This is a genomic window from Streptomyces winkii (assembly GCF_032248595.1).
Classification (GTDB): domain Bacteria; phylum Actinomycetota; class Actinomycetes; order Streptomycetales; family Streptomycetaceae; genus Streptomyces; species Streptomyces winkii.
The window spans coordinates 434,022-458,514 of sequence record NZ_JASTTH010000001.1; the positions used below are offsets into that span (position 1 = coordinate 434,022).

The window sequence follows — 24,493 nt, forward strand, 5'->3', positions numbered from 1 at the left end:
TCGCTCCTGTGGGGTCTGTTGCTCTCACGCTGCCTGTCCCGGCGCGTGGCGGAAGACGGCGGGGCGGCGGCGCAGCCTGCGCAGCCGGGAGGCGCGCTCGACGTCCATCGAGTCCAGGGCGTCGGAGAGCACCCCGGAGGGAAGCCGCCGGAGCGCCGCCGCGCTGCGCGCACGCAGTTCGCGCTCGACGCGGGGCTGGAACCTTCCGCTCGTCAGATGGTGGGAGATGATCGCGCAGTACGTGCGTACGGCCTTCGGCAGCAGCGACTCCGCGTCCCGGTCCCGTGCCGTCTCTTCGATGACCTGGTCGAAGGCCCGGATGAAGTCCAGCTGCCGTACGTCGCCGATCTGGGTCAGCGAGGACGCGACACCGCGCCGGTAGTACACGCCCATCAGCCCGACGGCGGCGAAGGACTTCGCCTCGCGGTGCAGCCGCCAGATCCACGGCCGGTCCTCGGCGGTGCGCAGCCCGTGGGTGAAGTGGAGCAGCCCGTCGTCCAGCAGCCGGCGGTGGTAGATGCCCGCCCAGGCGTAGGCGTAGTCGACGGACGTGGTGCGTTCTGCCGGGAGGATCGCATCGCGCGGGTCCATGACCACGCCGCGGCGGCCGTGCGGGACGCGCGCGATGGTGCGGGCGCGGGCGGTGCAGCTCACATGGTCGGTGCGTACGAAGTCGCAGCCCAGCTTCTCGATCGTGGCGAGCAGCCTGGGGTAGTAGCCCGGCGCGAGCCAGTCGTCGCCGTCGAGGAACGTGAGATATCTGCCGCGGGATGCGTCCAGGCCGGTGTTGCGTGCCGTCGCCAGGCCGCCGTTGCTTTCGTGCCGTACGAGGACGGCCCCGCTCAGTTCCCGCTCCGCTTCGGCGAGAATCTCCGGGGTGTCATCCGTCGAACAGTCGTCGACGAGAATGAATTCGATGTCCTCGCGCGCATTCGCGCGTAGGCTTCTGATTGCTTCCGGGGCGAAGGACTGCACGTTGTAGAACGGCACGATGACGGAGAGATTGACCACCCGGCCGACCATAGAGCCGCCCCCCGCCCCGATTGTGGCCTGCGCGGCAATCACCGGTGAACGGCGCGTGGCGGGATGGTGAATCCGCATTCCGGCGGGCCAGTTGGCCGGTCGGCGGTGCGCTGTTAACCAGTTGTTGTATTGCCGTTGGGCCGGGCTCCGGAATTGCTTTCTAGCGTCGTAGACGTGCCATCACACATCCCTTCTGCTTCCGGGGAGCATTCCGCGGATTCCGCTTCCCCGCTCCGGCCGCTGCGCGCGGTGGTGCTCGCGGATTCCGATACCCGCTGGAAATGGGGGGCGCTCACCGCCCGCCGCATCGCGCCCGGCGCCCGCGTCGACGGGCGGCTGCTGCGCGGGCGTGCGACCCCGACGCCCCGGCAGCTCGCCGAGGTCGGCGTCGACGTGGACTCGCTGCGGGAGACGACCGGCGCGGCCTTCGTGGGGGAGGCCGCGGACCGGAGCGCCTACGACGTGGTCGTCCTCGCCTGCGTCGGCGGCGCCGTGCAGGCGATGCTGCACGGCATGGCGCACGCGTCGCGCGCGCACGGGGAGCAGGAAGGGAAGCAGGAAGAAGAAGGGGAAGGTGCGCCGGAAGCCGCACGCGACGGCGTGCGCCGCCCCGTCACCGTCACCGGCTACGTCGGCGTCGTCTACGAGAAGCTCGCCGACGGGCTGCTGCTGCGCCACGGTGCGGACGTCGTCCTCGCCAACTCCCGTTACGACGCCGAGCGTTTCCGCGGCGTCTACGAGGGCGTCGGGGCCGACGCCTCCGCCGTCACGGAGGGCGCGCTGCCCTTCCTCGGCGGCGCGCACTACGAAGGCCCTTGCACGCAGCGGCCGTTCACCGTCGTCTTCGCGGCGCAGCCGTCGGTGCCCGCGGGCCGCGACGACCGCGCCTATCTGCTGCGCCGTGCCGCCGAGCACGCCCGCGCACACCCCGGGCGCGAGGTGCTGATCAAGCTCCGCAGCCGCCCGGGCGAGCACACCACGCACATCGAGGAGCAGCCGTACCAGCGGCTCGCCGACCGGCTGCCCGGCGGCCTGCCGCCCAACTGCCGCCTCGTATACGGGCACATGAGCGAGGTTCTGGACCGTACGGACCTGCTCGTCACCGTCAGCTCGACCGCCGCGCTGGAGTCGCTGCACCGCGCGATCCCCACCGCCGTCCTGACCGACCTGGGCGTACGGGAAGCGCTGGGCAACCACCACTTCCTCGGCTCCGGCTGCCTCGCCTCGTGGGACGAGCTCGACGCCGGGCATCTGCCGTCGGCCGACGCCGGGTGGACGGCGCGGCAGGGAGTGCTGCCGGGTGGCCCGTACGAGCGCGCCTTCGACGCCGCGCGTGACCGGGTCGCCGCGCTCGCGGAGCGCGAACGGCTGCCCGCGATCGCGCCGTACTACACGCCCACGACCGCGCCCGGATATCTGCCGGGCGTCCTGGCCCGCTACGGCTTCGACGCCGATGGCGCGCTGCTGCCCGGGGCCGCGAAGGCCGCCGCGGCGGGCGCCGCCACCGGTGTACGGGCGGCCGTACGCGGCGCCGTACGGGACGCGGCGCGCGGGGCGTACCGGCACGGCGTCCAGCGCGTGGCGCCCGTGATCCGCCGCATGGGGGAGCTGTGACGGGACACGGGCGCCGGGCGCCCTGCCACTCCGCGCCGCGCGGCCCGTCCGCCGGCGCGCGCCGAATCCCCCCACTCACCGCCGAGGAGCTGACATGACCGAGCTGTCCGACACCGGGACACGTCCCGAGACAGGGCCAGGGACGGCGACGGGCCCGGAGACGGGACCGGCGGGGACAGCGGCCTCCGGAGCCGGCGTCCGCCGCGTGCTCGCCGTGATCCCCGCCCGCGGCGGCTCGAAGGGCGTGCCCGCGAAGAACCTCGCGACCGTGGGCGGCGAACCCCTGGTGGCCAGGGCCGTACGGGCCTGTCTCGGCGCGGAGCTCGTCACCGACGTCGCGGTGTCGACGGACGACTCCGCGATAGCCGACGCGGCACGCGCCGCCGGCGCCCAAGTCGTCGAGCGGCCGGGCGAGATAGCCGGGGACACCGCGACGAGCGAGGCCGCCGTCCTGCACGCCGTGGACGTCTGCGAGGCCCGTACGGGAGCGCAGGTCGACGCGGTGCTGCTCGTCCAGTGCACCAGCCCGTTCATCACCCGTGACGACATCGACGCCGTGGCCGGCGCGGTCGTCGAGGGCGGCGCGGACAGCGCCCTGACCGTGGCTCCCTTCCACGGCTTCGTGTGGCGCGACGGCACCGACGAGGAGGCGACGGGCGGCTTCGGCGTCAACCACGACAAGGCTTTCCGGCCGCGCCGCCAGGACCGTCCTCAGGACCTGCTGGAGACGGGCGCCGCCTACGCCATGGACGCCGCCGGCTTCCGCAAGGCCGGACACCGCTTCTTCGGGCGCACCGAGCCGGTCCGTACGGACCCGGCGCGGGTCCTGGAGATCGACGACCCGCACGACCTCGCGCGGGCCCGCGCGCTCGCGCCGCTGCTCGACGAGCCGCACCCGCGCGCGCTGCCCGCCCGCGACGACGTCGACGCGGTCGTACTCGACTTCGACGGCACCCAGACGGACGACAGGGTGCTGATCGACTCCGAAGGACGGGAACTGGTCGCCGTGCACCGCGGCGACGGCCTCGGCGTCGCGGCGCTCCGCCGCGACGGTCTGGAGCTGCTGATCCTCTCCACGGAAGAGAACCCGGTCGTCGCCGCGCGGGCCCGCAAGCTGCGGATCCCCGTACTGCACGGCATCGACCGCAAGGACCTCGCACTCAAGCAGTGGTGCGAGGAGAAGGGCATCGGGCCCGAGCGCGTGCTCTACGCGGGCAACGACGTCAACGATCTGCCCTGCTTCAACCTCGTCGGCTGGCCTGTGGCCGTCGCGGGCGCGCACGAGGTCGTGCGCGAGGCGGCACGCGCCATCACCTCGACGCCCGGCGGCGAGGGCGCGATCCGCGAGATCGCCTCCTGGCTTCTCGGCCCGTCCCTGTAACTCACCTCAGCATGAAGAGAGATGGAGGAGAACCGTCCTCATGAGCACCAACCGTCTGCGCACCCTCGGTGAGAAGACCGTCGGCCCCGGACACCCCGTGTACGTCACCGGCGAGATCGGCATCAACCACAACGGGGAGCTGGAGAACGCCTTCGCGCTCATCGACGCCGCGGCCGAAGCGGGCTGCGACGCCGTGAAGTTCCAGAAGCGCACCCCCGAGGTGTGCACGCCGCGCGACCAGTGGGACGTCGAACGCGACACCCCCTGGGGCCGGATGACCTACATCGACTACCGGCACCGCGTCGAGTTCGACGAGGACGGCTACCGCGCCATCGACGAGCACTGCCGCAAGCGGGGGATCAGCTGGTTCGCCTCGCCGTGGGACGTCGAATCCGTCGCCTTCCTGGAGAAGTTCGACGTGCCCTGCTACAAGGTGGCCTCCGCGTCGCTCACCGACGACGAGCTGCTGCGCGCCATGCGCGCCACCGGCCGCTCCGTGATCCTCTCCACCGGCATGTCCACCCCGAAGCAGATCCGGCACGCGGTGGAGGTGCTCGGCAGCGCCAACATCGTGCTCTGCCACGCCACTTCGACGTACCCGGCGCAGGCGGGCGAGCTGAACCTGCGGATGATCCACACCCTGGAGCGCGAGTTCCCGAACGTGCCCATCGGCTACAGCGGCCACGAGACCGGTCTCCAGACCACGCTCGCCGCCGTCGCGCTCGGCGCGTGCTTCGTCGAGCGGCACATCACCCTCGACCGCGCGATGTGGGGCTCCGACCAGGCCGCCTCCGTCGAGCCGGGCGGCCTCCAGCGGCTGGTGCGCGACATCCGCACCATCGAGGAGTCGCTGGGCGACGGCGTGAAGAAGGTCTACGAGAGCGAGCTGAAGCCCATGGAGAAGCTGCGCCGCGTCAAGGGCGTCGTCGCGGAGGCGGAGTCGGCCGCCGAGCCGGCTGGGGTCTGACGGAGCCGCGCCGTGAGCCGAAGCGGACGGGACGGGGGACGCCGGGGGAGCACCCGGGGAAGAAGGACGGGCGGAACGCTCGCCTTCGTCGAGAGCCCCGTACAGCTCCTCAACGTCCTGGAGTGGGCGCACTCCGCGGCGGCGCTCCCGGCTGCGCGCGGCCGGGAGGAGGCCGCCGCGGGGGAGCCTGCCGCGGAGGCCGATTCCGGGGAGCCTGCCGCGGAGGCGACCACCGCGGAGACCGCTTCCGGGAGGCCCTCCGCGGGGGCGCACGGCCTGACCGTCGTCGTCCTCTCGCCGCACGACCCGATGACGCGCGGGCAGCTGCGCAGGGTCGCCGAGCTGGCCCGGGACGAGGGCGTCACGGTCCGCTGGGAGGACGCGCGCGGCGGTCCCACCGCTCCGCTCAAGACCATCGGCTCGCTCGCGCGTGAACTGCGCCGCGCGCGCCGGGTCGTCATCGGCGACCCGTTCTCGCGCTACGTGCAGCTGCTCCTCACGCTCACCTCCGCCCGCAGCGTCGTCGTGGTCGACGACGGCACCGCCACCATGGAGTTCGTCTCCCAACTCGCGGGCGGCGAAAGGCTGGTGCGCTGGCACCGCAAGGGCTCGGCACCGGCCGGAGTGCAGGCGGCGGCACAGGCCGTGCTCTTCGCCCCGTTCGCGCGGCGCGCCCGCTCGCGCCTCATCCCGGGGGCCTCACCGGCGCGGGCGGCGGATCTCCCTGCGGATTCCGGTGAGCGCGACGAGGGCCGTGTCCGCCGAGTCGAGATCTTCAGCTCGATGCCCGTCGACGCGACCGACAAGCGGCTGCGCGAGCTGGGCGTCACCGTCTCCGCCAACGACTTCGCCTGGACCCGCTCACGCTTCGGGCCGCCCCGGCTGACCCGCGGCACCGACCTCGTGGGGACCTCCCTCGTGGAGACGGGCGTCGTCGACCTCGAGCGCTATCTCGAAGGGGTCGCGGCGCTGGCCCGTACGCACGGCGCCACCCGCTACTTCGCGCACCGCCGCGAGAGCAGCGAGAAACTTCACCGCGTGAAGTCGGCCACAGGCCTGGAGATCGTCCGGCCCGACCTTCCGCTGGAGCTCGTCGCCCGGCGCGGGCCCATCGGCCGGACCGTGGTGAGCTTCCCGTCCACCGTCGTACACACCCTGCCGCTCGCGCTGGCCGGGACGCCGGTCTCGGTCGCGGTCTGCGAGGTGGACCGCACGTGGTTCACGGCCGGCGCCTCACCTCGCGCGGAGGGCTTCCTCTCGGGCGTCACGGACAGCGCCCGCCGGGTGCGCAAGCTCGGCGGGACGGACGCTCCCCCGCCGCCCCGGCACGGGGGCGGAACCGGAACGGCTCCCGCCCCGCCGCAGGGGGCACCCGCTTCCCAGCAACCGTCACGGACGTCCATGTCTACGGAGGCGGCCCGAGGAAGCGCGTAGGTATACCCACCTCCATCGGGACATAATCGCCGTCCCCAAAGATTTTTGGTCCCCTGGGGGGCTGAACTTTGGGGGATCGGCTGCATGCGATGGCCTGAATACGCCTACCCTGCGGTTATGAACAGAGTCCTGTCCCCTGAGCCGGAGGTGGATCCGACCGGCGAAGCAGCAGTCGAAGCAGCCCTGCTGGGCGTGGTCCCAGAACTGCCCGGCAGACTTCCCGACGCACTTCGCGAGGAACTGGTCGCTTTCAGACGCGACCTGCACATGCATCCGGAACTGGGCAACCAGGAGTTCCGCACGACCGCCGCCATCAAGACCCGCCTGGAGCAGGCAGGTCTGCGGCCCCGCACCCTGCCGATGGGCACGGGCCTCCTCTGCGACATCCACCCGGGTCTCGCCGAGCGGTGGGACGGCGTACGTCCGATGCTGGCGCTGCGCGCGGACATCGACGCGCTTCCGATCCCGGACACCAAGTCGGTCCCCTACCGCTCCACGGTCCCCGACCGCGCCCACGCGTGCGGCCACGACGTCCACACCACGGTCGTGCTCGGCGCCGGGCTCGTCCTCGCCGATCTCGCGCGCGCGGGCCATCTGACGCGTTCCGTGCGGCTCCTCTTCCAGCCCGCCGAGGAGGTCCTGCCCGGCGGTGCGACCGACGCGATCGACGGCGGCGCGCTCGACGGGGTCGGCCGCATCCTGGCCGTCCACTGCGACCCTCGCGTCGACGCCGGCCGCATCGGCGTGCGCCCCGGTCCCATCACCTCGGCCTGCGACCGCGTCGAGGTGAGCCTCAGCGGGCCCGGCGGCCACACCGCGCGCCCGCACCTGACGACCGACCTGGTCACGGCCGCGGCGAAGCTCGTCACCGAGGTCCCGGCCCTGCTCTCCCGCCGCGTCGACGCGCGCGCCGGGATGGCGCTGACATGGGGACGCATCGAATCAGGCCACGCGTGCAACGTCGTGCCGCAGCGGGCCGAACTCTCCGGCACGCTCCGCTGCTTGGACATCGCGGCATGGCGCGACGCGCCGGATCTGGTGCACGCCGCGATCGACGAGACGGCGACGCTGCACCGTGCGAAGTCGGAGATCACGTACGTGCGGGGGGTGCCGCCCGTCGTCAACGAGGCAGGAACGACGGAGCTGTTGCGTACGGCGATGACGGCGCGGCGCGGGACGCCGACGGTGGAGGACACCGAACAGAGCCTGGGCGGCGAGGACTTCTCCTGGTACCTGGAGCATGTTCCCGGCGCGATGGCGAGGCTCGGGGTTCGTGTGCCGGGGGATCGGCACTCGCGGGATCTGCACCAGGGCGACTTCGACGTCGACGAGACGGCGATCACGGTCGGCGTCGAACTCTTCACGGCGGCCGCGCTCCTGGACCCTCCGGCTCCGGCCTGACGGGGCGGCCCGTGGCCTTTTCGGGTTGGCTCGCTTCCGGTGCGTTCTTGGTGCCGGGGGCGGGCCGCTCCGGCGGCGGCTCCGGGAAGGCATGATTTACGGCCTTCGCCCCTGGAACAGTTTTGATCTCTTTGGCTTGCGGTCCGCTAATCACGCTTGAGTTTCCCGGAACCACCGCCTGCGCGCCCCACCCCCTCCCGTCCGTCGGCGGGTCTCCGTTCGTGGCTCCGGTCGGCAGTTCCTCACTCCCGTACGGGATCGGCGACCGGCCGCGGCTCTCAACCGGCCCCTGATCGGGGGCGGTTGGACGTACGCGTACGGGCGGCCGGGCCCGGGGGGAGTATGACAACGGTGGGTCCCCTGTGGCCCCGAGGGAGAGTCGCCGGACGGCGGGAGGGGGCGGGGTGCGCAGGGGGGCATGTCCGGACACTCAAGCGTGATTTGCGGCCCGCTAGCCAGAGGGTTCGGGGGTGTTCCGAGGGGCGAAAGGCCGTAAATCATGCCGTCCGGACTGACCCCCGGAGCGCCCCGCACCTGGCACCACGCACCCACCAGAAGCGAACCCCGCACCCCGAACCCGCGAACCCCCAACCCGAACCGCCCCCATACCCCTTCCTGGCCTGCGGCGCAGCCCCCTTCGCACCGATCCGATAACAGCATTCCAGCACCCCTTTACCTGAAATCTACGCGCGTTAATCTGTGCCGGAAGCCAGCGCCGGAAGAGGCGCTTCCAAGAGCCGAAGGGGACGTCCTCTTGCGTCGGGTAACCAAGCTTGCAGCCGCGGTCACCACCACCGCGGCCCTCGCCCTGACCGCCACCGCGTGCGGTGAGAGTTCAACAGAGTCCGCCGGCAAGAAGGACAAGGGAGTCGGCCTGGCCTTCGACGTCGGCGGGCGTGACGACCATTCCTTCAACCAGGCAGCCGCCCGTGGTGTCGACAAGGCGAAGAAGGACCTGGGTGTCAACTTCAAGGAGATGACGGCCAGTAACGACGAGACCGAGGCCGACCGCGAGCAGCGCATAACCTCGCTCGCCGAGGCGGGGTACAACCCGGTCATCGGTGTCGGCTTCGACTACGGCAAGTCCGTCAACAAGGTCGCCAAGAAGTTCCCCAAGACCACGTTCGGCGTCGTCGACTCCCCCTCGGAGGGGAAGAACGTCGCGGGCCTGGTCTTCGCCGAGCACGAGGCGTCCTACCTCGCGGGCGTCGCCGCCGCGAAGAAGACCAAGACCAAGGAGGTCGGCTTCATCGGCGGCGTCAACAACGCGCTGATCCAGAAGTTCCAGGCGGGCTTCGAGCAGGGCGTGAAGGAGACCGACCCGAAGGTCAAGGTCACCTCGCAGTACCTGTACCCGACCAACACCAAGGGCTTCAACGACCCGGCCGCCGCCAAGGACAAGGCCAAGGGCATGCTCGACTCCGGCAACGACGTGATCTACTCCGCGGCCGGCCAGTCCGGCGTCGGCTCCATCGAGGAGATCAGCAAGAAGAAGGGCGCCTGGGCGATCGGGGTCGACTCCGACCAGTACAACCAGCCCGGTCTGTCCAAGTACAAGGACGCGATCCTCACTTCGGCCGTCAAGAACGTCGACGTCGCCGTGTACGACCTGGTCAAGAGCGTCAAGGACAAGAAGCCGATGAAGGGCACCACCGCCTTCGACCTGAAGGAGGACGGCGTCTCGCTGGCCACCTCCGGCGGCTTCATCGACGACATCCAGAGCGACATCGACAAGGCCAAGAAGGAAATCGTCGAAGGCAAGATCAAGGTCAAGGACACTCCGTGACCCCGCCGCCGGCCCGCCGCCCGTGACGGCGGGCCGGCAGCGACTCCCGTACACGGAGCGGGGGAGGGCGCGGAGTCCGCGATCGGGCGTATCCACAGGCAGCCACCGCCTGTGGATACGCCCGTGACCGTCCCGTCCCCGTCTCCGCCACGGGCCGAACCCTCCACTGAACACCGGCGTTTCAGGAGAGTGCGTCATCTCAACGTCCAGCAGCAGCCCGCCGGCGGCCGCCGGCGCGGCGGAGCCCGAGAACGGCGCGGCCTCCCGGCCGGCCGTCGAACTGCACGGAATCACCAAGCGGTTCCCGGGTGTCGTGGCCAACCACGACATCGACTTCGCCGTCCGCCGCGGCACCGTGCACGCCCTCGTCGGGGAGAACGGCGCGGGCAAGTCGACCCTGATGAAGATCCTCTACGGCATGCAGAAGCCGGACGAGGGCACCATCACCGTCGACGGCGAACAGGTCTCCTTCGCCACCCCCGGCGACGCCATCGCGCGCGGAATCGGCATGGTGCACCAGCACTTCATGCTCGCCGACAACCTCACGGTGCTCGAGAACACCGTGCTGGGCGCCGAGGGGCTGTACGGCATCGGGGGCCGCGCCCGTAAGAAGATCAAGGAGCTGTCGGACGCGTACCGGCTGGGCATACGCCCCGACGTGCTCGTCGAGAACCTGGGCGTCGCCGACCGGCAGCGCGTGGAGATCCTCAAGGTCCTCTACCGCGGCGCCCGGACGCTGATCCTGGACGAGCCCACGGCCGTCCTCGTCCCGCAGGAGGTCGACGCCCTCTTCGAGAATCTGCGGGAGCTGAAGGCCGAGGGCCTCACGGTGCTGTTCATCTCGCACAAGCTCGGCGAGGTCCTGTCCGTGGCCGACGACATCACCGTCGTACGGCGCGGCACCACGGTCGCCTCGGTGAAGCCCGCGGAGACGACGCCCAAGCAGCTGGCCGAGCTGATGGTCGGCAGCGAACTGCCCTCGCCCGAGACGCGCGAGTCGACGGTGACGACGACGCCGATGCTGACCGTCGAGGGCCTGCGGCTCTCCGCGGACGACGCCGACGGCCCGGTGCGCGCGGTGCTGGACGGCATCGGGTTCACGATCCACAAGGGCGAAGTCCTCGGCGTCGCGGGCGTGGAGGGCAACGGGCAGGCCGAACTGGTCGAAGCCGTCATGGGGATGCGCGTGCCCGACGCGGGCAAGGTGGTCCTCGACGGCGAGGACATCACCGTGCGCTCCACGCGTGAGCGCCGCGAGGGCGGCATCGGCTACATCCCCGAGGACCGGCACCGCCACGGGCTGCTTCTGGAGGGCACCCTCTGGGAGAACCGCATGCTCGGGCACGTCACCGAACCGCCCAACAGCAAGGGCCGGTTGCTCGACCTGGCGGGGGCGCGCGGCGACACGGCCCGCATCGTCGCCGACTACGACGTCCGCACGCCCGGCATCGAGGTCACCGCGGCCTCGCTCTCCGGAGGAAACCAGCAGAAGCTGATCGTCGGACGGGAGATGAGCCACCGTCCGAAGCTGCTGATCGCGGCGCATCCGACGCGCGGCGTGGACGTCGGCGCGCAGGCGCAGATCTGGGACCAGATACGCGAGGCGCGGCGCGAGGGCCTGGCCGTGCTGCTGATATCCGCCGACCTGGACGAGCTGATCGGGCTCTCCGACACCCTGCGCGTGATGTACCGGGGACGCCTCGTCGCGGACGCCGACCCCGCCACCATCACCCCCGAGGAGCTGGGCTCCGCCATGACGGGTGCGGCCAGCGGTCACCTCGAACACACCGGGGACGGCGCGGAAGTTCAGGATCCGGTGGGAGGCTCCGGGGACTCCGTCCAGGACGCGGCGCCGCAGGCATCCGAGGGGGGCGAGGAGCGGTGAAGAAGCTCGACAAGGACAGGCTGGTCCTGGCGCTCGGCGCCCCGCTGCTCGCGATCGTCGCCGCGCTCGTGATCACGTCCGGCGTCATCCTCGTGACGGGCAAGGACCCGTTCCACGCCTTCTACGTGATGATCGACTTCGGCTCCAAGAGCGACAGTCAGGTCTGGATCATCAACAAGGCGATCCCGTACTACCTTTCGGCGGTGGCCGTCGCCATCGGCTTCCGGATGAACCTCTTCAACATCGGCGTCGACGGCCAGTACCGCATCGCGGCCTTCTTCGCGGCCGTCGTCGGCGGTGCGCTGACGCTGCCCGGCATCTTCCAGATTCCGCTGATGATCGTCGTCGCCATGGTGGTCGGGGCGATCTGGTCCAGCATCGCGGGGCTGTTGAAGACCACTCGTGGAATCCACGAGGTCGTCACCACGATCATGCTGAACTTCATCGCGGCCTCGACCGTCGGCTTCTTCCTCCAGGACGGCAGGCTCGCGGTCAAGGACGGAAACCTCTTCCACACCGCGGACATCCCGGCCTCCAGCCACTTCTTCTTCATCCCCACCGATCCCGACCCGATCTACGGGACGATCGTCATCGGCGTACTCGTCGGCGTCGCCTACTGGTTCGTGCTCGGCCGCACGCGCTTCGGCTTCGACCTGCGTGCCGTGGGCCAGTCCGAGTCGGCTGCCTCCGCGAGCGGCGTGAGCGTGAAGCGGATGGTCGTCACGTCGATGGTGCTCTCGGGCACGATCGCGGGCCTGGTCGGCATGCCGACGCTGCTCAACGCGTCGTACAACTACGGCACCGACTTCCCCGCCGGCATCGGATTCACCGGCATCGCCATCGCCCTCCTCGGACGGAACCACCCGGTCGGCATGGCGCTGGGCGCGCTGCTGTGGGGCTTCCTCGAACGCACGGGCACACAGCTGGAGTTCGAGGAGTACGCCCAGGAGATCGTGGGCGTCATGCAGGGCGTCATCGTCCTGTGCGTCGTCATCGCCTACGAGGTCGTACGCCGCTACGGGCTCCGCAGGCAGCAACGTCAGGTCGGCGAGGAGCTGGCCGCCCAGGCCCGTACGAGCGAGAAGAAGGCGGAGGTGTCCGCATGAGCACGAACATCACTGCCGAGACTCCCAGGGACGCGGGGGGCGCGCGCGGCGGAGGCAGCGCCGAGGGCAAGACGAACGGCACCGCCGCGGGCGGCCGGAAGCCCGGCGGCGGACGCCCCCGGGTCTCCTACCCGGTCGTGCTGCTGGCCGTCGCCGGCGCACTGGTCGCCCTCTCGCTGCTGCGCATCGTCACCGGCTCGGACCAGGTCACTTCCAGCGGCCAGTACTCCAGCGCGCTCGCCGCGGCCGTGCCGATCGGCCTCGCGGGGCTCGGCGGGCTGTGGTCGGAGCGTGCGGGCGTCATCAACATCGGCCTCGAAGGCATGATGATGCTCGGCACCTTCGCGGCCGGCTGGATGGGGTGGCAGCACGGGCCGTGGGTGGCGGCGCTGGCTGGCATCGTGGGCGGCGCGCTCGGCGGCCTCATCCACGCGATCGCCACCGTCACCTTCGGCGTGGACCACATCGTCTCCGGTGTCGCCGTGAACATCCTGGCGCTCGGCGTCGTGCAGTTCCTCGCGAAGCTGTGGTTCGGCGCGGAGGGCAGCGCCGCGGCGAACGCCGGCGGCAACGACAAGCAGTCGCCGCCGATGGAGGACATGCCGACGTTCACGGTGCCGGGGCTCGCCGAAGGGCTCCAGGCGGTGGAGAAACACCACTGGTTCCTCGTCTCCGACCTCGCGGGCATCGTCGGCTCGCTCGTCAGCAACGTCTCGTGGCTGACGGTGCTGGCCGCCGCGCTCTTCGTCGGCAGCTTCTACGCGCTGTGGCGTTCGGCGTTCGGTCTGCGGCTGCGCTCGTGCGGTGAGAGCCCTGTCGCGGCGGAGACGCTCGGCGTCAACGTACTGAAGTACAAGTACGCGGCGGTGACGGTCTCCGGCGCGCTCGCGGGCCTCGGCGGCGCGTTCCTCGCCATCGGCGTGCACATCTACCAGGACCAGCAGACCGGCGGCCGAGGCTACATCGGCCTCGCCACCATGATCTTCGGCAACTGGCGCCCGGGCGGCGTCGCCATGGGCGCCGGCCTCTTCGGCTTCATGGACGCGCTCCAGCTGCGCGCCGGCGGCCCGACGGTGCACGCGCTGCTGCTGCTCGTCGCGGTGATGCTGGCGGCGCTCGCGCTGTGGAAGCTGCGCAAGGGCGGCGTCATTCAGGCGGCGATCAGCGGCGTGATCGCTGTCGGGCTGCTGGTGTGGTATCTGATGACGGACACCGTCCCCCTGGAGTTCGTCGAGATGAGCCCGTACATCACCACCCTGCTGGTGCTCTCGCTCGCCGCGCAGCGGCTGCGACCGCCCAAGGCCATCGGAAGGTCCTACCGCCGGGGGCAAGGCACATGACGCCCGCCCCGGTCGGCTCCGCGGATGTCGACTGGGCGGCGCTGCGAGCCTCGGCCCGGGAGGCGATGACCCGGGCCTACGCCCCCTACTCGGGGTTCCCCGTCGGCGCGGCGGCGCTGGCCGACGACGGCCGTACCGTCTCGGGCTGCAACGTGGAGAACGCCGCATTCGGCATGACGCTGTGCGCCGAGTGCGGCCTGGTCTCCTCGCTGATCGCCTCGGGCGGCGGCCGTCTCACGGCGTTCACCTGCGTCGACCGGCACGGCGAGCTGCTGATGCCGTGCGGGCGCTGCCGCCAATTGCTGTGGGAACACGGCGGCCCGGAGCTGCTGATGGAGACCGAAGGCGGCATCCGCACGCTGGGCGAGCTGCTGCCGGACGCCTTCGGGGCCGTCGATTTGAAACGCTGAGCGCGTGCCGCCCGCGCGCCCGTTCTCCGGCTTGTCCTCACCTGCCGGGCTCTTCGTGTGAAGGAGACTTCCGCTCTATGTCCATGGACGTCATCTCCGTCATCCGTACGAAGCGTGACCGCGGCACGCTGACGCCCGAGCAGATCGACTGGGTGGTGGACGCCTACACGCGCGGCGAGGTCGCGGACGAGCAGATGTCGGCGCTGGCGATGGCGATCCTGCTCAACGGCATGTCGCGGCAGGAGATCGCCCGCTGGACCGGAGCGATGATCAACTCCGGTGAGCGGATGGACTTCTCCGCCCTCAGCCGCCACACCGCCGACAAGCACTCCACGGGCGGCGTCGGCGACAAGATCACCCTGCCGCTCGCGCCCCTGGTCGCCGCCTGCGGCGCGGCGGTGCCGCAGCTCTCCGGCCGGGGCCTCGGCCACACCGGCGGCACCCTCGACAAGCTGGAGTCGATCCCCGGCTGGCGCGCGTCGCTGAGCAACGACGAGATGCTGCGCGTACTCGGCGAGGTCGGTGCGGTGGTGTGCGCCGCGGGCGCCGGCCTGGCGCCGGCCGACAAGAAGCTGTACGCGCTGCGCGACGTCACGGGCACCGTCGAGTCGATCCCGCTCATCGCGAGCTCCATCATGAGCAAGAAGATCGCCGAGGGCACGGACTCGCTGGTCCTCGACGTGAAGACGGGCTCCGGCGCGTTCATGAAGTCCCTCGACGACGCGCGTGAACTGGCCTCCACCATGGTCGAGTTGGGCAACGACCACGGCGTGCGGACGCGCGCGCTGCTCACCGACATGGACACCCCGCTGGGCGCCACCGTCGGACACTCCCTGGAGGTGCGCGAGTCCGTCGAGGTGCTGGCGGGCGGAGGCCCTGCCGACGTCGTCGAGCTGACCCTCGCACTGGCCCGCGAGATGCTCGCCGCCGCCGGGCTGCCGGACGCCGACCCGGCCAAGGCGCTCGCCGACGGCACCGCGATGGACCACTGGCGCCGCATGATCGCCGCCCAGGGCGGGGATCCGGACGCGGTCCTTCCCTCGGCCCGGGAGAAGCAGCCCGTGATGGTGCCCGCCTCGGGCGTCCTCACCCGCCTCGACGCCTACGCGGTCGGCCTCGCCGCCTGGCGGCTCGGCGCGGGCCGTGCCCGCAAGGAGGACCCGGTGCAGGCGGGTGCGGGCATCGAACTCCACGCCAAGCCGGGCGACCCCGTCACGGCGGGACGCCCGCTGATGACGCTGCACTCGGACACCCCCGGGAAATTCGCGTACGCGCTGGAGGCACTGGCCGGCGCGTACGAGATCGCCCCGGAGGGCACGGAGTTCGCGGTCACGCCGATCGTGCTGGAGCGCGTGACGGGGTGACGCGCGGACTTCCCCGTCCGCTTTTGACGCCGACCGCAGCGCCCGTCGGGGCCGGTCCGTCAGGCGCGCGCCTCGTGGAGGCGGCGGCGGTGAACGGCCGCCGCACTGCGCGTGCCGAAGTACGTCACACCTGCCGCGAGGACCATCGCGCCGAGCGTCAGCGCGACCGTCGCCTCCCAGCCGCCCGCGGCGAAGGCCGCCGCACCGAGGGCGCCGCCGAGCGAACTGCCCGTGTAGTACGCCATCTGGTAGAGCGCCGAGGCCTGCGCACGGCCCTCCGTCGCCGTGTGGCTGACGGAGCCGGAGGCCACCGCGTGTCCCGCGAAGAAGCCCGCCGTGATCAGCACGAGCCCGGCGACGACCGCCACCAGGCTGTCGGCGAGGCTCAGCAGCAGACCGGACGACGCCGTGACGATGCCCGCGTAGATCAGGCCGCGCCGCCCCAGCCGGGCGTTGAGCTTGCCCGCGGTCGCCGAAGTCGCCGCGCCCACGAGGTAGATGACGAACACGGAGCCCACGAGCCCCTGTGAGAGACCGAACGACGCGGCCACCAGCCGGTATCCGATCACCGTGTAGACGCCGCCGAAGACGACCATGAACAGCAGCCCGATGGCGTACAGCCGCACCAGCAGCGGGTTGTGCAGATGTGCCGAGACCGTACGCGTCAGGGCGCGGGCGTTCAGCGGGCTCGGCCGGAAGTGCCGGGCCGGTGGTGCCAGCAGCCGGAACGCCACGACGCACAGCAGCGACGCGACGGCCACCGCTGCGAGCCCGATGCGCCAGCCCCACGCCTCGGTGACCCAGCCGCTGAGGATGCGGCCGCTCATGCCGCCGACGCTGTTGCCCGCGACGAACAGGCCCGTCGCGCCGACGAGATGCTTGCCGCGCACCTCGTCCGCGAGATAGGCCATCGCCGACGCCGGTACGCCCGCGATCGCCGCGCCCTGGAGCGTACGCAGCGCGATCAGCGTGCCCAGGTCCGGCGCGAGCGGCACCGCCAGCGCGAGCGCGACGGCGACCGACATGGACACCGTCAGCATGCGGCGCCGCCCGAAGCGCTCGGAGAGCGCCGCCAGCGGCAGCACCGCCACGGCGAGACCGATGGTCGCGCCGGAGACCGTCCAGCTCGCGAGGCCGGGATCGGCGTGCAGATCGCGGGAGATCTCCGGCAGCAGCGCCTGCGTGGAGTACAGCAGCGCGAAGGTCGCGAGGCCCGCGGCGAAGAGCGCGAGACGCATCCTGCCGTGGCCCGGGTCGCCGGGGCTCAGCTTGGAGGTGTCCTGACCGGAGTCGCGGCCGGATTCGGATCCGCGGCCGGGTCCGGAGCCGGGTCCGCCGTCGGGTCCAGAGCCGGGTATGGGTTCGGGTGTGGGGTCGGGACGGGAATCGGCTGCGGCGCCCGCGCCCGCGGACGCGCCGGTATCGGCGGAGGGCATGCTTCGACGCTACGATCCGGTCACTGATGCGTCCAATGCACAGAACCCGGATAACCGTTCCTCTCACGCATCAGCCGAGCTGAGGAAGGTATGTCACCGGCGCGCAACGAGAAAGACATCCCTGTCACATCGGACTGGGGCGCAGCGCTCACCCCCCGGCTCGCGCAGTTCGCGGCCGTCGCGCGGCACGAACACGTCACCCGTGCCGCGAACGAACTCGGCGTCCCCCAGTCCACGTTGAGCCGCGCCATCACGCGGCTGGAGAGCGATCTCGGAGTGGCCCTCTTCGCCCGGCGCGGCCGCACCGTCTCTCTCACGCCCGCCGGGCGCACCTTCCTCGCCTCCGCCGAGCGCGCCCTCGCGGCGGTCGAGCAGGCCGCCGAGTCCGTACGGGCCGACGCCGACCCCGCGAAGGGCAAGGTCGCCTTCGGGTTCCTGCACACGCTCGGGTGGGAGACCGTGCCCGTCCTCATCCGCGCCTTCCGTGCCGACCATCCCCGAGTCCGCTTCGCCCTCGTGCAGAACTACGGCGAGGCCATGCTGGAGCGGCTCCGCGCCGGCGAGCTCGACCTGTGCCTCACCTCGCCCGTGCCGGACGCTCCCGACCTCGTCGGCCGGCGCCTCGACGAGCAGCGGCTGCGCCTCGTCGTGCCGGACGACCATCCGCTGGCCGCCCGCCGCCGCGTCCGTCTCGCCGAGGCCGCCGACGAGCACTTCGTCACCCTGGAACGCGGTTACGGCATGCGCCGCATCCTCGAATCCCTGTGTGCGGAGGCCGGGTTCAGCCCGCGGATCGCCTTCGAGGGCGAGGAGGCCGAGACCATCCGCGGGCTCGTCGCCGCGGGCCTGGGCGTCGCACTGCTGCCTCCGCCGACGGTGCCGCGGCCCGGCGTACGCGAACTGACCGTCACCGCGCCGCGGGCGGTGCGCGAGATCGGGGTGGCCTGGCTCGCGGGCCGTCCCGACACGCCGCCGGTCGCCGCGTTCAAGAGCTTTCTGCTGAGCCGTCGCGGCAGGCTGCTTGCGGGATGACCGTTCCCGTACGTACGAGGAGGACAACGTGAGCACACACACCGGCCACAGCCAGGAGCAAGGCCACGGCCACGGGCATGACCACGACCACGGCGACATCGACTGGGACGCCATGGCCGCCCACCTCGAACGGGAGGCCGAACTGCGCATCCCTTTCGTCGAAGAGGCCGTCGCCTGGCTGCGCGGCCTGCTGCTGGAGGGCGGCTGCGGTCCCGAGATCGCGGGCCGCGTGCTGGACGTCGGCAGCGGCCCCGGCGTCCATACGTCGCTGCTGGCCCGGGCGTTCCCGCAGGCCGAGGTCGTCGCCGTCGACGGTGAACCCGGCCTCCTGGAGCGCGCACGCGACCGCGCCGAACGTGAGGGCGTCGCCGCGAACGTGGCCACGCACAAGGCCCGGTTCCCCGACGATCTGGGCACGTTGGGCAGCGCGGACGTCATCTGGACGAGCAACGTCCTCCACCACATCGGCGACCAGCGGGCCGCGCTGGACGCGCTCGCCGCCTCGGTACGGCCCGGCGGGCTGCTCGCCGTCGTCGAGCGCGGCCTCTCGCCCCGCTTTCTGCCGCGCGACATCGGCATCGGACGGCCCGGCCTGCTCGCCCGCCTGGAGGCGGCGAACGAGGAGCGCTACACCGCCATGCGGGAGGCCCTGCCGGAACACACGCCGGTCGTGGAGGACTGGGCCGCGATGCTGGGGCGCGCGGGTCTGGTCCCGGCCGGCACCCGCACGTTCCTGACCGACCTCCCGGCGCCCCTCGGCGCTGACGCCCGCGCGCATCTGCACGACAGGCTGACTCGGGCCCGCGAGACGCTGGGGGAGTGGCTCGCGGCGGAGGACGCACTCGTCCTCGACGCCCTCCTCGACGGAGAGGCTCCGACGGGCATCCTGCACCGCCCGGACGCGTTCTATCTCGCCGCGACGACGGTCCACACCGGACGAGCCTCCTGAACGGGACAGTGGCTGCGACAACGGGACAGTGACTGCGACCGCGAAGGCGAGGGTGGCGGTGAGCGGTACGGGGCGGCGAGGGGCGCCCACGGCCCCGTACCGCCGCGGCCGCTGGTCAACTCCCGTCGCGGGACGGCGCTTCCGTCCCGGCGTTCGCAGCATCCGCGTCCGCCGTCCCGCCCGGTCCCGGCCCGGGCACGGCCGGTTCCCGCACCAGGCGCAGCAGCAGCCAGCCCACGGCGGGCAGCACGATCAGCGGCGTGAGCGCGGTCCGCAGCGACGTCGCGTCCGCGATCGCGCCGATGGCGGGGCTGGCGATGCCGCCGACGCTGACGGTCAGCCCCAGCGTGACGCCGCTGGCGGTGCCGACGTGCCGCGGCAGATAGTCCTGGCCGAGGGTGAGGTGCAGTGAGAAGGGCACGTACAGACCGGCGGACGTCAGGGCGACGAAGAGGAACAGCGGCGGACCGGGCACGAACACCACGCCCGCGACGGCGAACACCGTGAGCGCGTACGACCAGCGCACCACCGTCACCCGTCCCCAGCGCGTGGCCAGCCTGCCTCCGGCGACCGTGCCGACGGCCCCGCCGAGGTAGAGCACGAACAGGGCGGCCGTGCCCGCCAGTTCGCCGCCGCCCGTGCGCTCGCGCGCGTAGAGGGAGATGAACGCGCTGAGGCCGATGAAGACGATCGAGCGGCAGACGACCGCTCCGGCCAGCGTCATGAACGAGCGCCAGTCGTCGGTGCCTTCGGCGCCGCCCGACGGCGAGGCCGTGGGCCCGGGCGGGGTGACGGAGCGCAGCGCGGCCATGCACAGTGCGGCGCCGGCCAGCGCGGGAACCATCAGCAGCGGCGTGGCCCGCAGTCCGCCCGTCGCGACGACGGCGGCGACCATGAGCGGAGCGGTGGCGAACCCGATGTTGCCGCCGAGGGAGAACCAGCTCATCGCGGTGTGACTGCCTCGGCTCGCGGCCCTCGCGACGCGAGCGGACTCCGGGTGGTACGCGGCGACGCCGATCCCGGAGAGAGCCACCACCGCCAGCGTCACCGGATAGGACCCGCTGACCCCGCTGAGCGCGGCCCCCGCCCCGCCGACGAGCGTGCTCACCGGAAGCAGCCAGGGCATCGCCCATCGGTCGGTGAGCGCCCCGAACAGCGGCTGCACCACCGACGACAGCAGCGACGCGGCGAGGACGACGCCGGACGCGGCGGCGTACGTATAGGCGCGCTCCGCGACGAAGAACGGCACCAGGGCGGCCACAGCACCCTGGTAGACGTCGACGCAGGCGTGCCCCATGGACAGCAGGGCGATGGGTTTGTTCCTCGGCACCCTGCGATCCTGACCGCTGTGAGCGGCGTCCCGCTTCCGATAAATTGCCAAAGTATGCCGAACATCCGCCACACCCCCGTGGCACCGACCCGGTTCCAGGCCCTGGCCGCGGGGGAGCGCATCGACGCGCACCGCCACGACGACCACCAGATCCTGTACGCGGGTTCGGGCGTGCTCGCCATCAGTACGGAGGCGGGCACCTGGTTCGCCCCCGGGACCCGCGCCATCTGGGTCCCGGCCGGGACGGTGCACGAACACCGCGCCCACGGCCACCTCGACCTGCACATGGTCGGAGTGCCCGCCGAGCACAACCCGCTGGGGCTGGAGGCGCCCACCGTGCTGGCCGTCGGGCCGCTGCTGCGCGAGCTGATCCTCGCCTACACCCGTGCGCCGCACGACGAGGGCCCGGAGCGCCGGCGGCTGCACGCCGTACTGCTCGACCAGTTGCGTGCCGCCCCGCAGCAGCCCGTGCAGCTGCCCGCGCCCACGGACCCGCGACTGGCCTCCGTCTGCGACGTCCTGCACCGTGATCCCGCGGACGCCCGCACGCTCGCCGCGCTCGGGGAGGGTGCCGGGGTCAGCGGACGCACCCTCAGCCGCCTCTTCCGCTCCGAGTTCGGCATGACGTTCCCGCAGTGGCGCACTCAACTGCGCCTGTACCACGCGCTGAAGATGCTCGCGGACGGCAGCCCGGTGACCAGCGTGGCCCATCACTGCGGCTGGTCCTCCACCAGCGCCTTCATCGACGTCTTCCGCCGCGCCTTCGGCCACACGCCCGGCACCCACAACCGCCGTGCCGGCCGGCCCGCCGAACCGGCGGACGGGGCCTAGTCGTTGGGCCTGGCTGTTCCGGGCTCAGCCGTTCCGGGCCTGGTATTCGAGCGCGGGGTACCAGTCCCCGCGGCCCTGCGGGGTGAGGTCGAGGATGTGCCATACGGGGCTGAGCAGGTCGATGCCCCGCTCGGCGATGTCGCCGGACATCCGCGGGTGCGCCGAGTAGACGTGGCGTACCGAGCCTCCCCCTGCGCCTTCGGCGCGGGCCCTCGCGTCGCGGGTGAACACCGACACCGTGGAGTCCTGGTTGCCTTCGGCGTCCTCGCTTCCGAGGTCGTACTTGAAGGGGCCGGACCCGGCGCTCAGCAGACGCAGATTCGTCCACCCGCGGTTGCGGGCGTGGGTGCGGAGCGCCGGCAGGTCCGCGGCGGCGACGATCGCGAAGTCGACGTTCTGCGTCACGTGGCGGGCCACTCCGTTGAACCCGTCGAGCCACATGGTGCACATGTTGCACGGGTCGGTCTGCTTCTTGCCGTACATGAGGTGGTAGACGACCAGGTCACGCCCGGGGCCGGTGAACAGTTCGCTCAGCCGCACTCTCTTGACCGGAGTGTCGCCGGACTCCAGGTCCGCCGGGCCCTCTTCGAACTCGTAGTCGTCCACGATCGGGCCCGGAGGCATCCGGCGGCGCCGCTCCGCGACCCGTTCCACGTGGCGCATCAGCTCGATCTCGGCGTGCCGCAGCGCCTCGCGGGCGCTGACGTACTCGGCCGACTCCCCGGTGAGGTTGGTCTGTCGCATCGCTGCCCTCGGCTCTGCTGCTGTCTGGTGGCCGTCTGCTCTGGCCCGGCATCGTATGTCCGGCCACGGGCCTCGCCCGGGCAGCGAAACGACAAGGCCGGGCCGGTGCACTCCTATTGATCAACAGAGCCCGGCCGGGGACCGGCCAGCGCCCGTGGCCCGTGGCCCGGGCGGGGGCCTCGCGGACTTGGGCTCTGTCTGGCCTAGCGCCGCAGGCTCTGCCCGAAGCCCGTCGCGAGCGGCATGCGCAGGCCCAGTGGCGGCGGGGCCGCCATCGCGTCGACGAGCGGGCGTGCGAAGTCCCGCCCGCACACCGTGCCCAGGACGAAGTTCTCCGCGAGCGCGGCGACCTCGGCGTTGTGCTGGTGCAGCCGGTGGCCGTCGGTGTGGACCTCGAACCGGCACACGTCCGGATTGGCCTTCTTGGCGCGCTCCGCGAGCCGGTACGAGAGCTCCGGGTCGGTGTGCTCGTCGTCGGTGCCGTGGACGAACAGCACCTGGCGGCCGATGAGTTGGCGCACCGGCTCCTGTTCGGGGGCCGCGGCGCCCGCGGCGGGGTGCCGGTGCCCGGCACCGGTCCCCGAGCCGTTCCGGGCGCCGCTGCCCGGCGTTCCCGGAGTGCCCGGCGTGCCGGAGTCGCCCGGGGCGCGGCCCGCGGAGCCCGGAAGCCAGAGCGAGAGCGCCAGCACCGACGTGACCATCGGATGTCCCGCCGCGCGGAGCGCGGCACGAGCCCCCACGTCGATCCCCACGAGGCAGACCGGAACGTCCCCGTAGCGCCGCACCACCTCCGCCACCGCCCATTCCGCGTCGTTCGCGGGGTGTGCCGCCTCGCCGTTCCAGCCGCGGTAGCGGTAGTGCACGACGTGCGCCACCAGTGACGTCTCCGGCTCCCCCTGCTGTGCGCTGCGCACTAACCGCCGCGCGAGCGGCCGTACCGCCGCCGCCGCGACCGCGGAGCGCCGCCGCGCACTGTGCTCCATGCCGCCGCCGGGCAGCAGCAGGACCACCGCGTGCGGTGCGGCTCCGGAGGCGTCCGCTCCCAGCGCCCGCCCAAGTCGGGCCTCCCGCGCGGGCAAAGCTTGCTGAGCCATAAGGAAGACGATGGCAGAAGCCGGAGTGCACGTAGGGTGTCCCGGGATCACCATTGCGTATCGAAGCCGGGGGCTCTCCCCAACCACCCATCGCGAAACGGAAGTTAGGGTGCAGATGCCATCTACGCGCGTAGGAGCTACAGTACGCAGATGACGAGCCAGACCCTCAACACCGTTCCCACCCCGCAGCAGATCCGCCGCGCACCGAAGGCCCTGCTGCACGACCACCTCGACGGCGGTCTGCGGCCGGCGACGATCGTCGAACTGGCCGCCGAGACGGGGTACGAAGCACTGCCGGAGACCGACGCGGAGCAGCTGGAGCGCTGGTTCCGCCAGGCCGCCGACTCCGGTTCGCTGGAGCGCTATCTGGAGACGTTCTCCCACACCGTGGGGGTCATGCAGACCCGTGAGGCGCTGACCCGGGTCGCCGCGGAGTGCGCGGAGGACCTCGCCGCGGACGGCGTGGTCTACGCGGAGATCCGCTTCGCGCCCGAGCAGCACCTGGAGAAGGGCCTCACCCTCGAAGAGGTCGTCGAGGCCGTCAACGAGGGCTTCCGCGAGGGCGAGCGGCGTGCCGGCGCCGAGGGCAACCGCATCCGCGTCGGTGCGCTGCTCACCGCGATGCGGCACGCGGCGCGCGCCCTGGAGATCGCCGAACTCGCCAATCGCTACCGCGAGTTGGGCGTCGTCGGCTTCGACATCGCGGGCGCCGAGGCGGGCTACCCTCCCACCCGTCACCTCGACGCCTTCGAATACCTCAAGCGCGAGAACAACCACTTCACCATCCACGCCGGCGAGGCCTTCGGCCTGCCCTCCATCTGGCAGGCGCTCCAGTGGTGCGGTGCCGACCGGCTCGGGCACGGGGTGCGCATCATCGACGACATCCAGGAGGACGGCGACGGCCCCGTGAAGCTGGGCCGCCTCGCGTCGTACGTACGGGACAAGCGCATCCCGCTCGAGCTCTGCCCGTCGTCCAACTTGCAGACGGGGGCGGCGTCTTCCTATGAGCAGCACCCCATCGGGCTGCTGCGGAGGCTGCACTTCCGCGCCACCGTGAACACGGACAACAGGCTCATGAGCGGTACGAGCATGAGCCAGGAGTTCGAGCACCTGGTGCGCACGTTCCGCTACACGCTCGACGACATGCAGTGGTTCACGGTCAATGCGATGAAGTCCTCGTTCATCCCTTTCGACGAACGTCTCGCGATGATCAACGAGGTGATCAAGCCCGGTTACGCCGCGCTGAAGTCCGAGTGGCTCTTCCGCGACTGACGCTCCATACGGCTCGTGACCTGCGCTTTCGCCGACCCGGTGGGCACACGTGCCCGGGTCGGCGGCTGTGGTCACGCGCCCGTGCGGGCCGCCT

20 protein-coding genes are annotated in these 24,493 nt (G+C 71.8%); 15 read left to right on the plus strand and 5 right to left on the minus strand.

Annotated features, from left to right (window positions below):
• Window positions 1-24 precede the first annotated feature (24 nt).
• Window positions 25-1,011, minus strand: coding sequence for a glycosyltransferase family 2 protein (locus QQM67_RS01990; RefSeq protein WP_314171755.1), 987 nt, complete (start codon window positions 1,009-1,011; stop codon window positions 25-27).
• Between the two features lie 264 nt (window positions 1,012-1,275).
• Here QQM67_RS01990 and QQM67_RS01995 point away from each other — a divergent pair, with 264 nt between their 5' ends.
• From QQM67_RS01995 to QQM67_RS02045, 11 genes are all read left to right on the plus strand, one after another.
• The gene (locus QQM67_RS01995) at window positions 1,276-2,637 is read left to right on the plus strand and encodes a DUF6716 putative glycosyltransferase (protein ID WP_314172212.1); all 1,362 of its coding nucleotides are present in this window, start codon (window positions 1,276-1,278) and stop codon (window positions 2,635-2,637) included.
• A 94-nt stretch (window positions 2,638-2,731) separates the two neighbouring features.
• Window positions 2,732-4,018 (plus strand): acylneuraminate cytidylyltransferase, encoded by a 1,287-nt coding sequence (locus QQM67_RS02000; RefSeq protein ID WP_314171756.1) that lies wholly within the window; start codon window positions 2,732-2,734, stop codon window positions 4,016-4,018.
• 40 nt (window positions 4,019-4,058) lie between these two features.
• A complete protein-coding gene (locus QQM67_RS02005; protein WP_314171757.1) occupies window positions 4,059-4,985 on the plus strand; it encodes an N-acetylneuraminate synthase family protein in 927 nt (308 codons plus the stop codon).
• Window positions 4,986-4,997: 12 nt separating this feature from the next.
• Window positions 4,998-6,419, plus strand: a complete 1,422-nt coding sequence (locus tag QQM67_RS02010) for a hypothetical protein (RefSeq protein ID WP_399064884.1) — start codon at window positions 4,998-5,000, stop codon at window positions 6,417-6,419.
• Between the two features lie 117 nt (window positions 6,420-6,536).
• Entirely contained in the window at window positions 6,537-7,820 is a 1,284-nt protein-coding gene (locus QQM67_RS02015) for an amidohydrolase (RefSeq protein WP_314171758.1), read from the plus strand.
• A 754-nt stretch (window positions 7,821-8,574) separates the two neighbouring features.
• Complete coding sequence (locus QQM67_RS02020; RefSeq protein ID WP_314171759.1) at window positions 8,575-9,606, plus strand: BMP family lipoprotein; 1,032 nt, start codon at window positions 8,575-8,577, stop codon at window positions 9,604-9,606.
• Window positions 9,607-9,919: 313 nt separating this feature from the next.
• Window positions 9,920-11,491 (plus strand): ABC transporter ATP-binding protein, encoded by a 1,572-nt coding sequence (locus tag QQM67_RS02025; RefSeq protein WP_314171760.1) that lies wholly within the window; start codon window positions 9,920-9,922, stop codon window positions 11,489-11,491.
• A complete protein-coding gene (locus QQM67_RS02030; RefSeq protein WP_314171761.1) occupies window positions 11,488-12,597 on the plus strand; it encodes an ABC transporter permease in 1,110 nt (369 codons plus the stop codon). Before QQM67_RS02025 ends, QQM67_RS02030 begins: the two co-directional genes overlap by 4 nt.
• Window positions 12,594-13,937 (plus strand): ABC transporter permease, encoded by a 1,344-nt coding sequence (locus QQM67_RS02035; protein WP_314171762.1) that lies wholly within the window; start codon window positions 12,594-12,596, stop codon window positions 13,935-13,937. The genes QQM67_RS02030 and QQM67_RS02035 overlap by 4 nt, the downstream gene beginning before the upstream one ends.
• On the plus strand, window positions 13,934-14,347 hold the full coding sequence (locus QQM67_RS02040) for a cytidine deaminase (protein ID WP_314171763.1): 414 nt from the start codon (window positions 13,934-13,936) through the stop codon (window positions 14,345-14,347). Before QQM67_RS02035 ends, QQM67_RS02040 begins: the two co-directional genes overlap by 4 nt.
• Window positions 14,348-14,430: 83 nt before the next feature.
• The gene (locus QQM67_RS02045) at window positions 14,431-15,711 is read left to right on the plus strand and encodes a thymidine phosphorylase (RefSeq protein WP_314172214.1); all 1,281 of its coding nucleotides are present in this window, start codon (window positions 14,431-14,433) and stop codon (window positions 15,709-15,711) included.
• Between the two features lie 59 nt (window positions 15,712-15,770).
• Here QQM67_RS02045 and QQM67_RS02050 read toward each other — a convergent pair whose 3' ends face one another.
• Window positions 15,771-17,147 (minus strand): MFS transporter, encoded by a 1,377-nt coding sequence (locus QQM67_RS02050; protein ID WP_314171764.1) that lies wholly within the window; start codon window positions 17,145-17,147, stop codon window positions 15,771-15,773.
• Window positions 17,148-17,237: 90 nt separating this feature from the next.
• On the opposite strand from QQM67_RS02050, the gene QQM67_RS02055 reads away from it, so the two are divergent.
• A complete protein-coding gene (locus QQM67_RS02055; protein WP_314171765.1) occupies window positions 17,238-18,179 on the plus strand; it encodes a LysR family transcriptional regulator in 942 nt (313 codons plus the stop codon).
• Between the two features lie 28 nt (window positions 18,180-18,207).
• Window positions 18,208-19,128 (plus strand): class I SAM-dependent methyltransferase, encoded by a 921-nt coding sequence (locus QQM67_RS02060; RefSeq protein ID WP_314171766.1) that lies wholly within the window; start codon window positions 18,208-18,210, stop codon window positions 19,126-19,128.
• A 115-nt stretch (window positions 19,129-19,243) separates the two neighbouring features.
• On the opposite strand, the gene QQM67_RS02065 is transcribed toward QQM67_RS02060, so the two are convergent.
• Window positions 19,244-20,425, minus strand: a complete 1,182-nt coding sequence (locus QQM67_RS02065; RefSeq protein WP_314172215.1) for an MFS transporter — start codon at window positions 20,423-20,425, stop codon at window positions 19,244-19,246.
• An 87-nt stretch (window positions 20,426-20,512) separates the two neighbouring features.
• On the opposite strand from QQM67_RS02065, the gene QQM67_RS02070 reads away from it, so the two are divergent.
• Window positions 20,513-21,289: an AraC family transcriptional regulator gene (locus QQM67_RS02070; protein WP_314171767.1), complete on the plus strand. Its 777-nt coding sequence runs from the start codon at window positions 20,513-20,515 to the stop codon at window positions 21,287-21,289.
• A 24-nt stretch (window positions 21,290-21,313) separates the two neighbouring features.
• Here QQM67_RS02070 and QQM67_RS02075 read toward each other — a convergent pair whose 3' ends face one another.
• A complete protein-coding gene (locus QQM67_RS02075; protein WP_314171768.1) occupies window positions 21,314-22,033 on the minus strand; it encodes a DUF899 family protein in 720 nt (239 codons plus the stop codon).
• 203 nt (window positions 22,034-22,236) lie between these two features.
• Window positions 22,237-23,127, minus strand: a complete 891-nt coding sequence (locus tag QQM67_RS02080; RefSeq protein ID WP_314171769.1) for an alpha/beta hydrolase — start codon at window positions 23,125-23,127, stop codon at window positions 22,237-22,239.
• Between the two features lie 150 nt (window positions 23,128-23,277).
• On the opposite strand from QQM67_RS02080, the gene QQM67_RS02085 reads away from it, so the two are divergent.
• The gene (locus QQM67_RS02085; protein WP_314171770.1) at window positions 23,278-24,399 is read left to right on the plus strand and encodes an adenosine deaminase; all 1,122 of its coding nucleotides are present in this window, start codon (window positions 23,278-23,280) and stop codon (window positions 24,397-24,399) included.
• Window positions 24,400-24,493 lie beyond the last annotated feature (94 nt).

Bases quoted from the DNA above. Each gene is read 5' to 3' on its own strand.
- QQM67_RS02045 (WP_314172214.1), top strand. From the start codon at position 14,431: ATGGACGTCATCTCCGTCATCCGTACGAAGCGTGACCGCGGCACGCTG.
- QQM67_RS02000 (WP_314171756.1), top strand. From the start codon at position 2,732: ATGACCGAGCTGTCCGACACCGGGACACGTCCCGAGACAGGGCCAGGG.
- QQM67_RS02055 (WP_314171765.1), top strand. From the start codon at position 17,238: ATGTCACCGGCGCGCAACGAGAAAGACATCCCTGTCACATCGGACTGG.
- QQM67_RS02070 (WP_314171767.1), top strand. From the start codon at position 20,513: ATGCCGAACATCCGCCACACCCCCGTGGCACCGACCCGGTTCCAGGCC.
- QQM67_RS02080 (WP_314171769.1), bottom strand. From the start codon at position 23,127: ATGGCTCAGCAAGCTTTGCCCGCGCGGGAGGCCCGACTTGGGCGGGCG.
- QQM67_RS02005 (WP_314171757.1), top strand. From the start codon at position 4,059: ATGAGCACCAACCGTCTGCGCACCCTCGGTGAGAAGACCGTCGGCCCC.
- QQM67_RS02015 (WP_314171758.1), top strand. From the start codon at position 6,537: ATGAACAGAGTCCTGTCCCCTGAGCCGGAGGTGGATCCGACCGGCGAA.
- QQM67_RS02040 (WP_314171763.1), top strand. From the start codon at position 13,934: ATGACGCCCGCCCCGGTCGGCTCCGCGGATGTCGACTGGGCGGCGCTG.
- QQM67_RS02085 (WP_314171770.1), top strand. From the start codon at position 23,278: ATGACGAGCCAGACCCTCAACACCGTTCCCACCCCGCAGCAGATCCGC.
- QQM67_RS02065 (WP_314172215.1), bottom strand. From the start codon at position 20,425: ATGGGGCACGCCTGCGTCGACGTCTACCAGGGTGCTGTGGCCGCCCTG.
- QQM67_RS02075 (WP_314171768.1), bottom strand. From the start codon at position 22,033: ATGCGACAGACCAACCTCACCGGGGAGTCGGCCGAGTACGTCAGCGCC.
- QQM67_RS02050 (WP_314171764.1), bottom strand. From the start codon at position 17,147: ATGCCCTCCGCCGATACCGGCGCGTCCGCGGGCGCGGGCGCCGCAGCC.
- QQM67_RS02035 (WP_314171762.1), top strand. From the start codon at position 12,594: ATGAGCACGAACATCACTGCCGAGACTCCCAGGGACGCGGGGGGCGCG.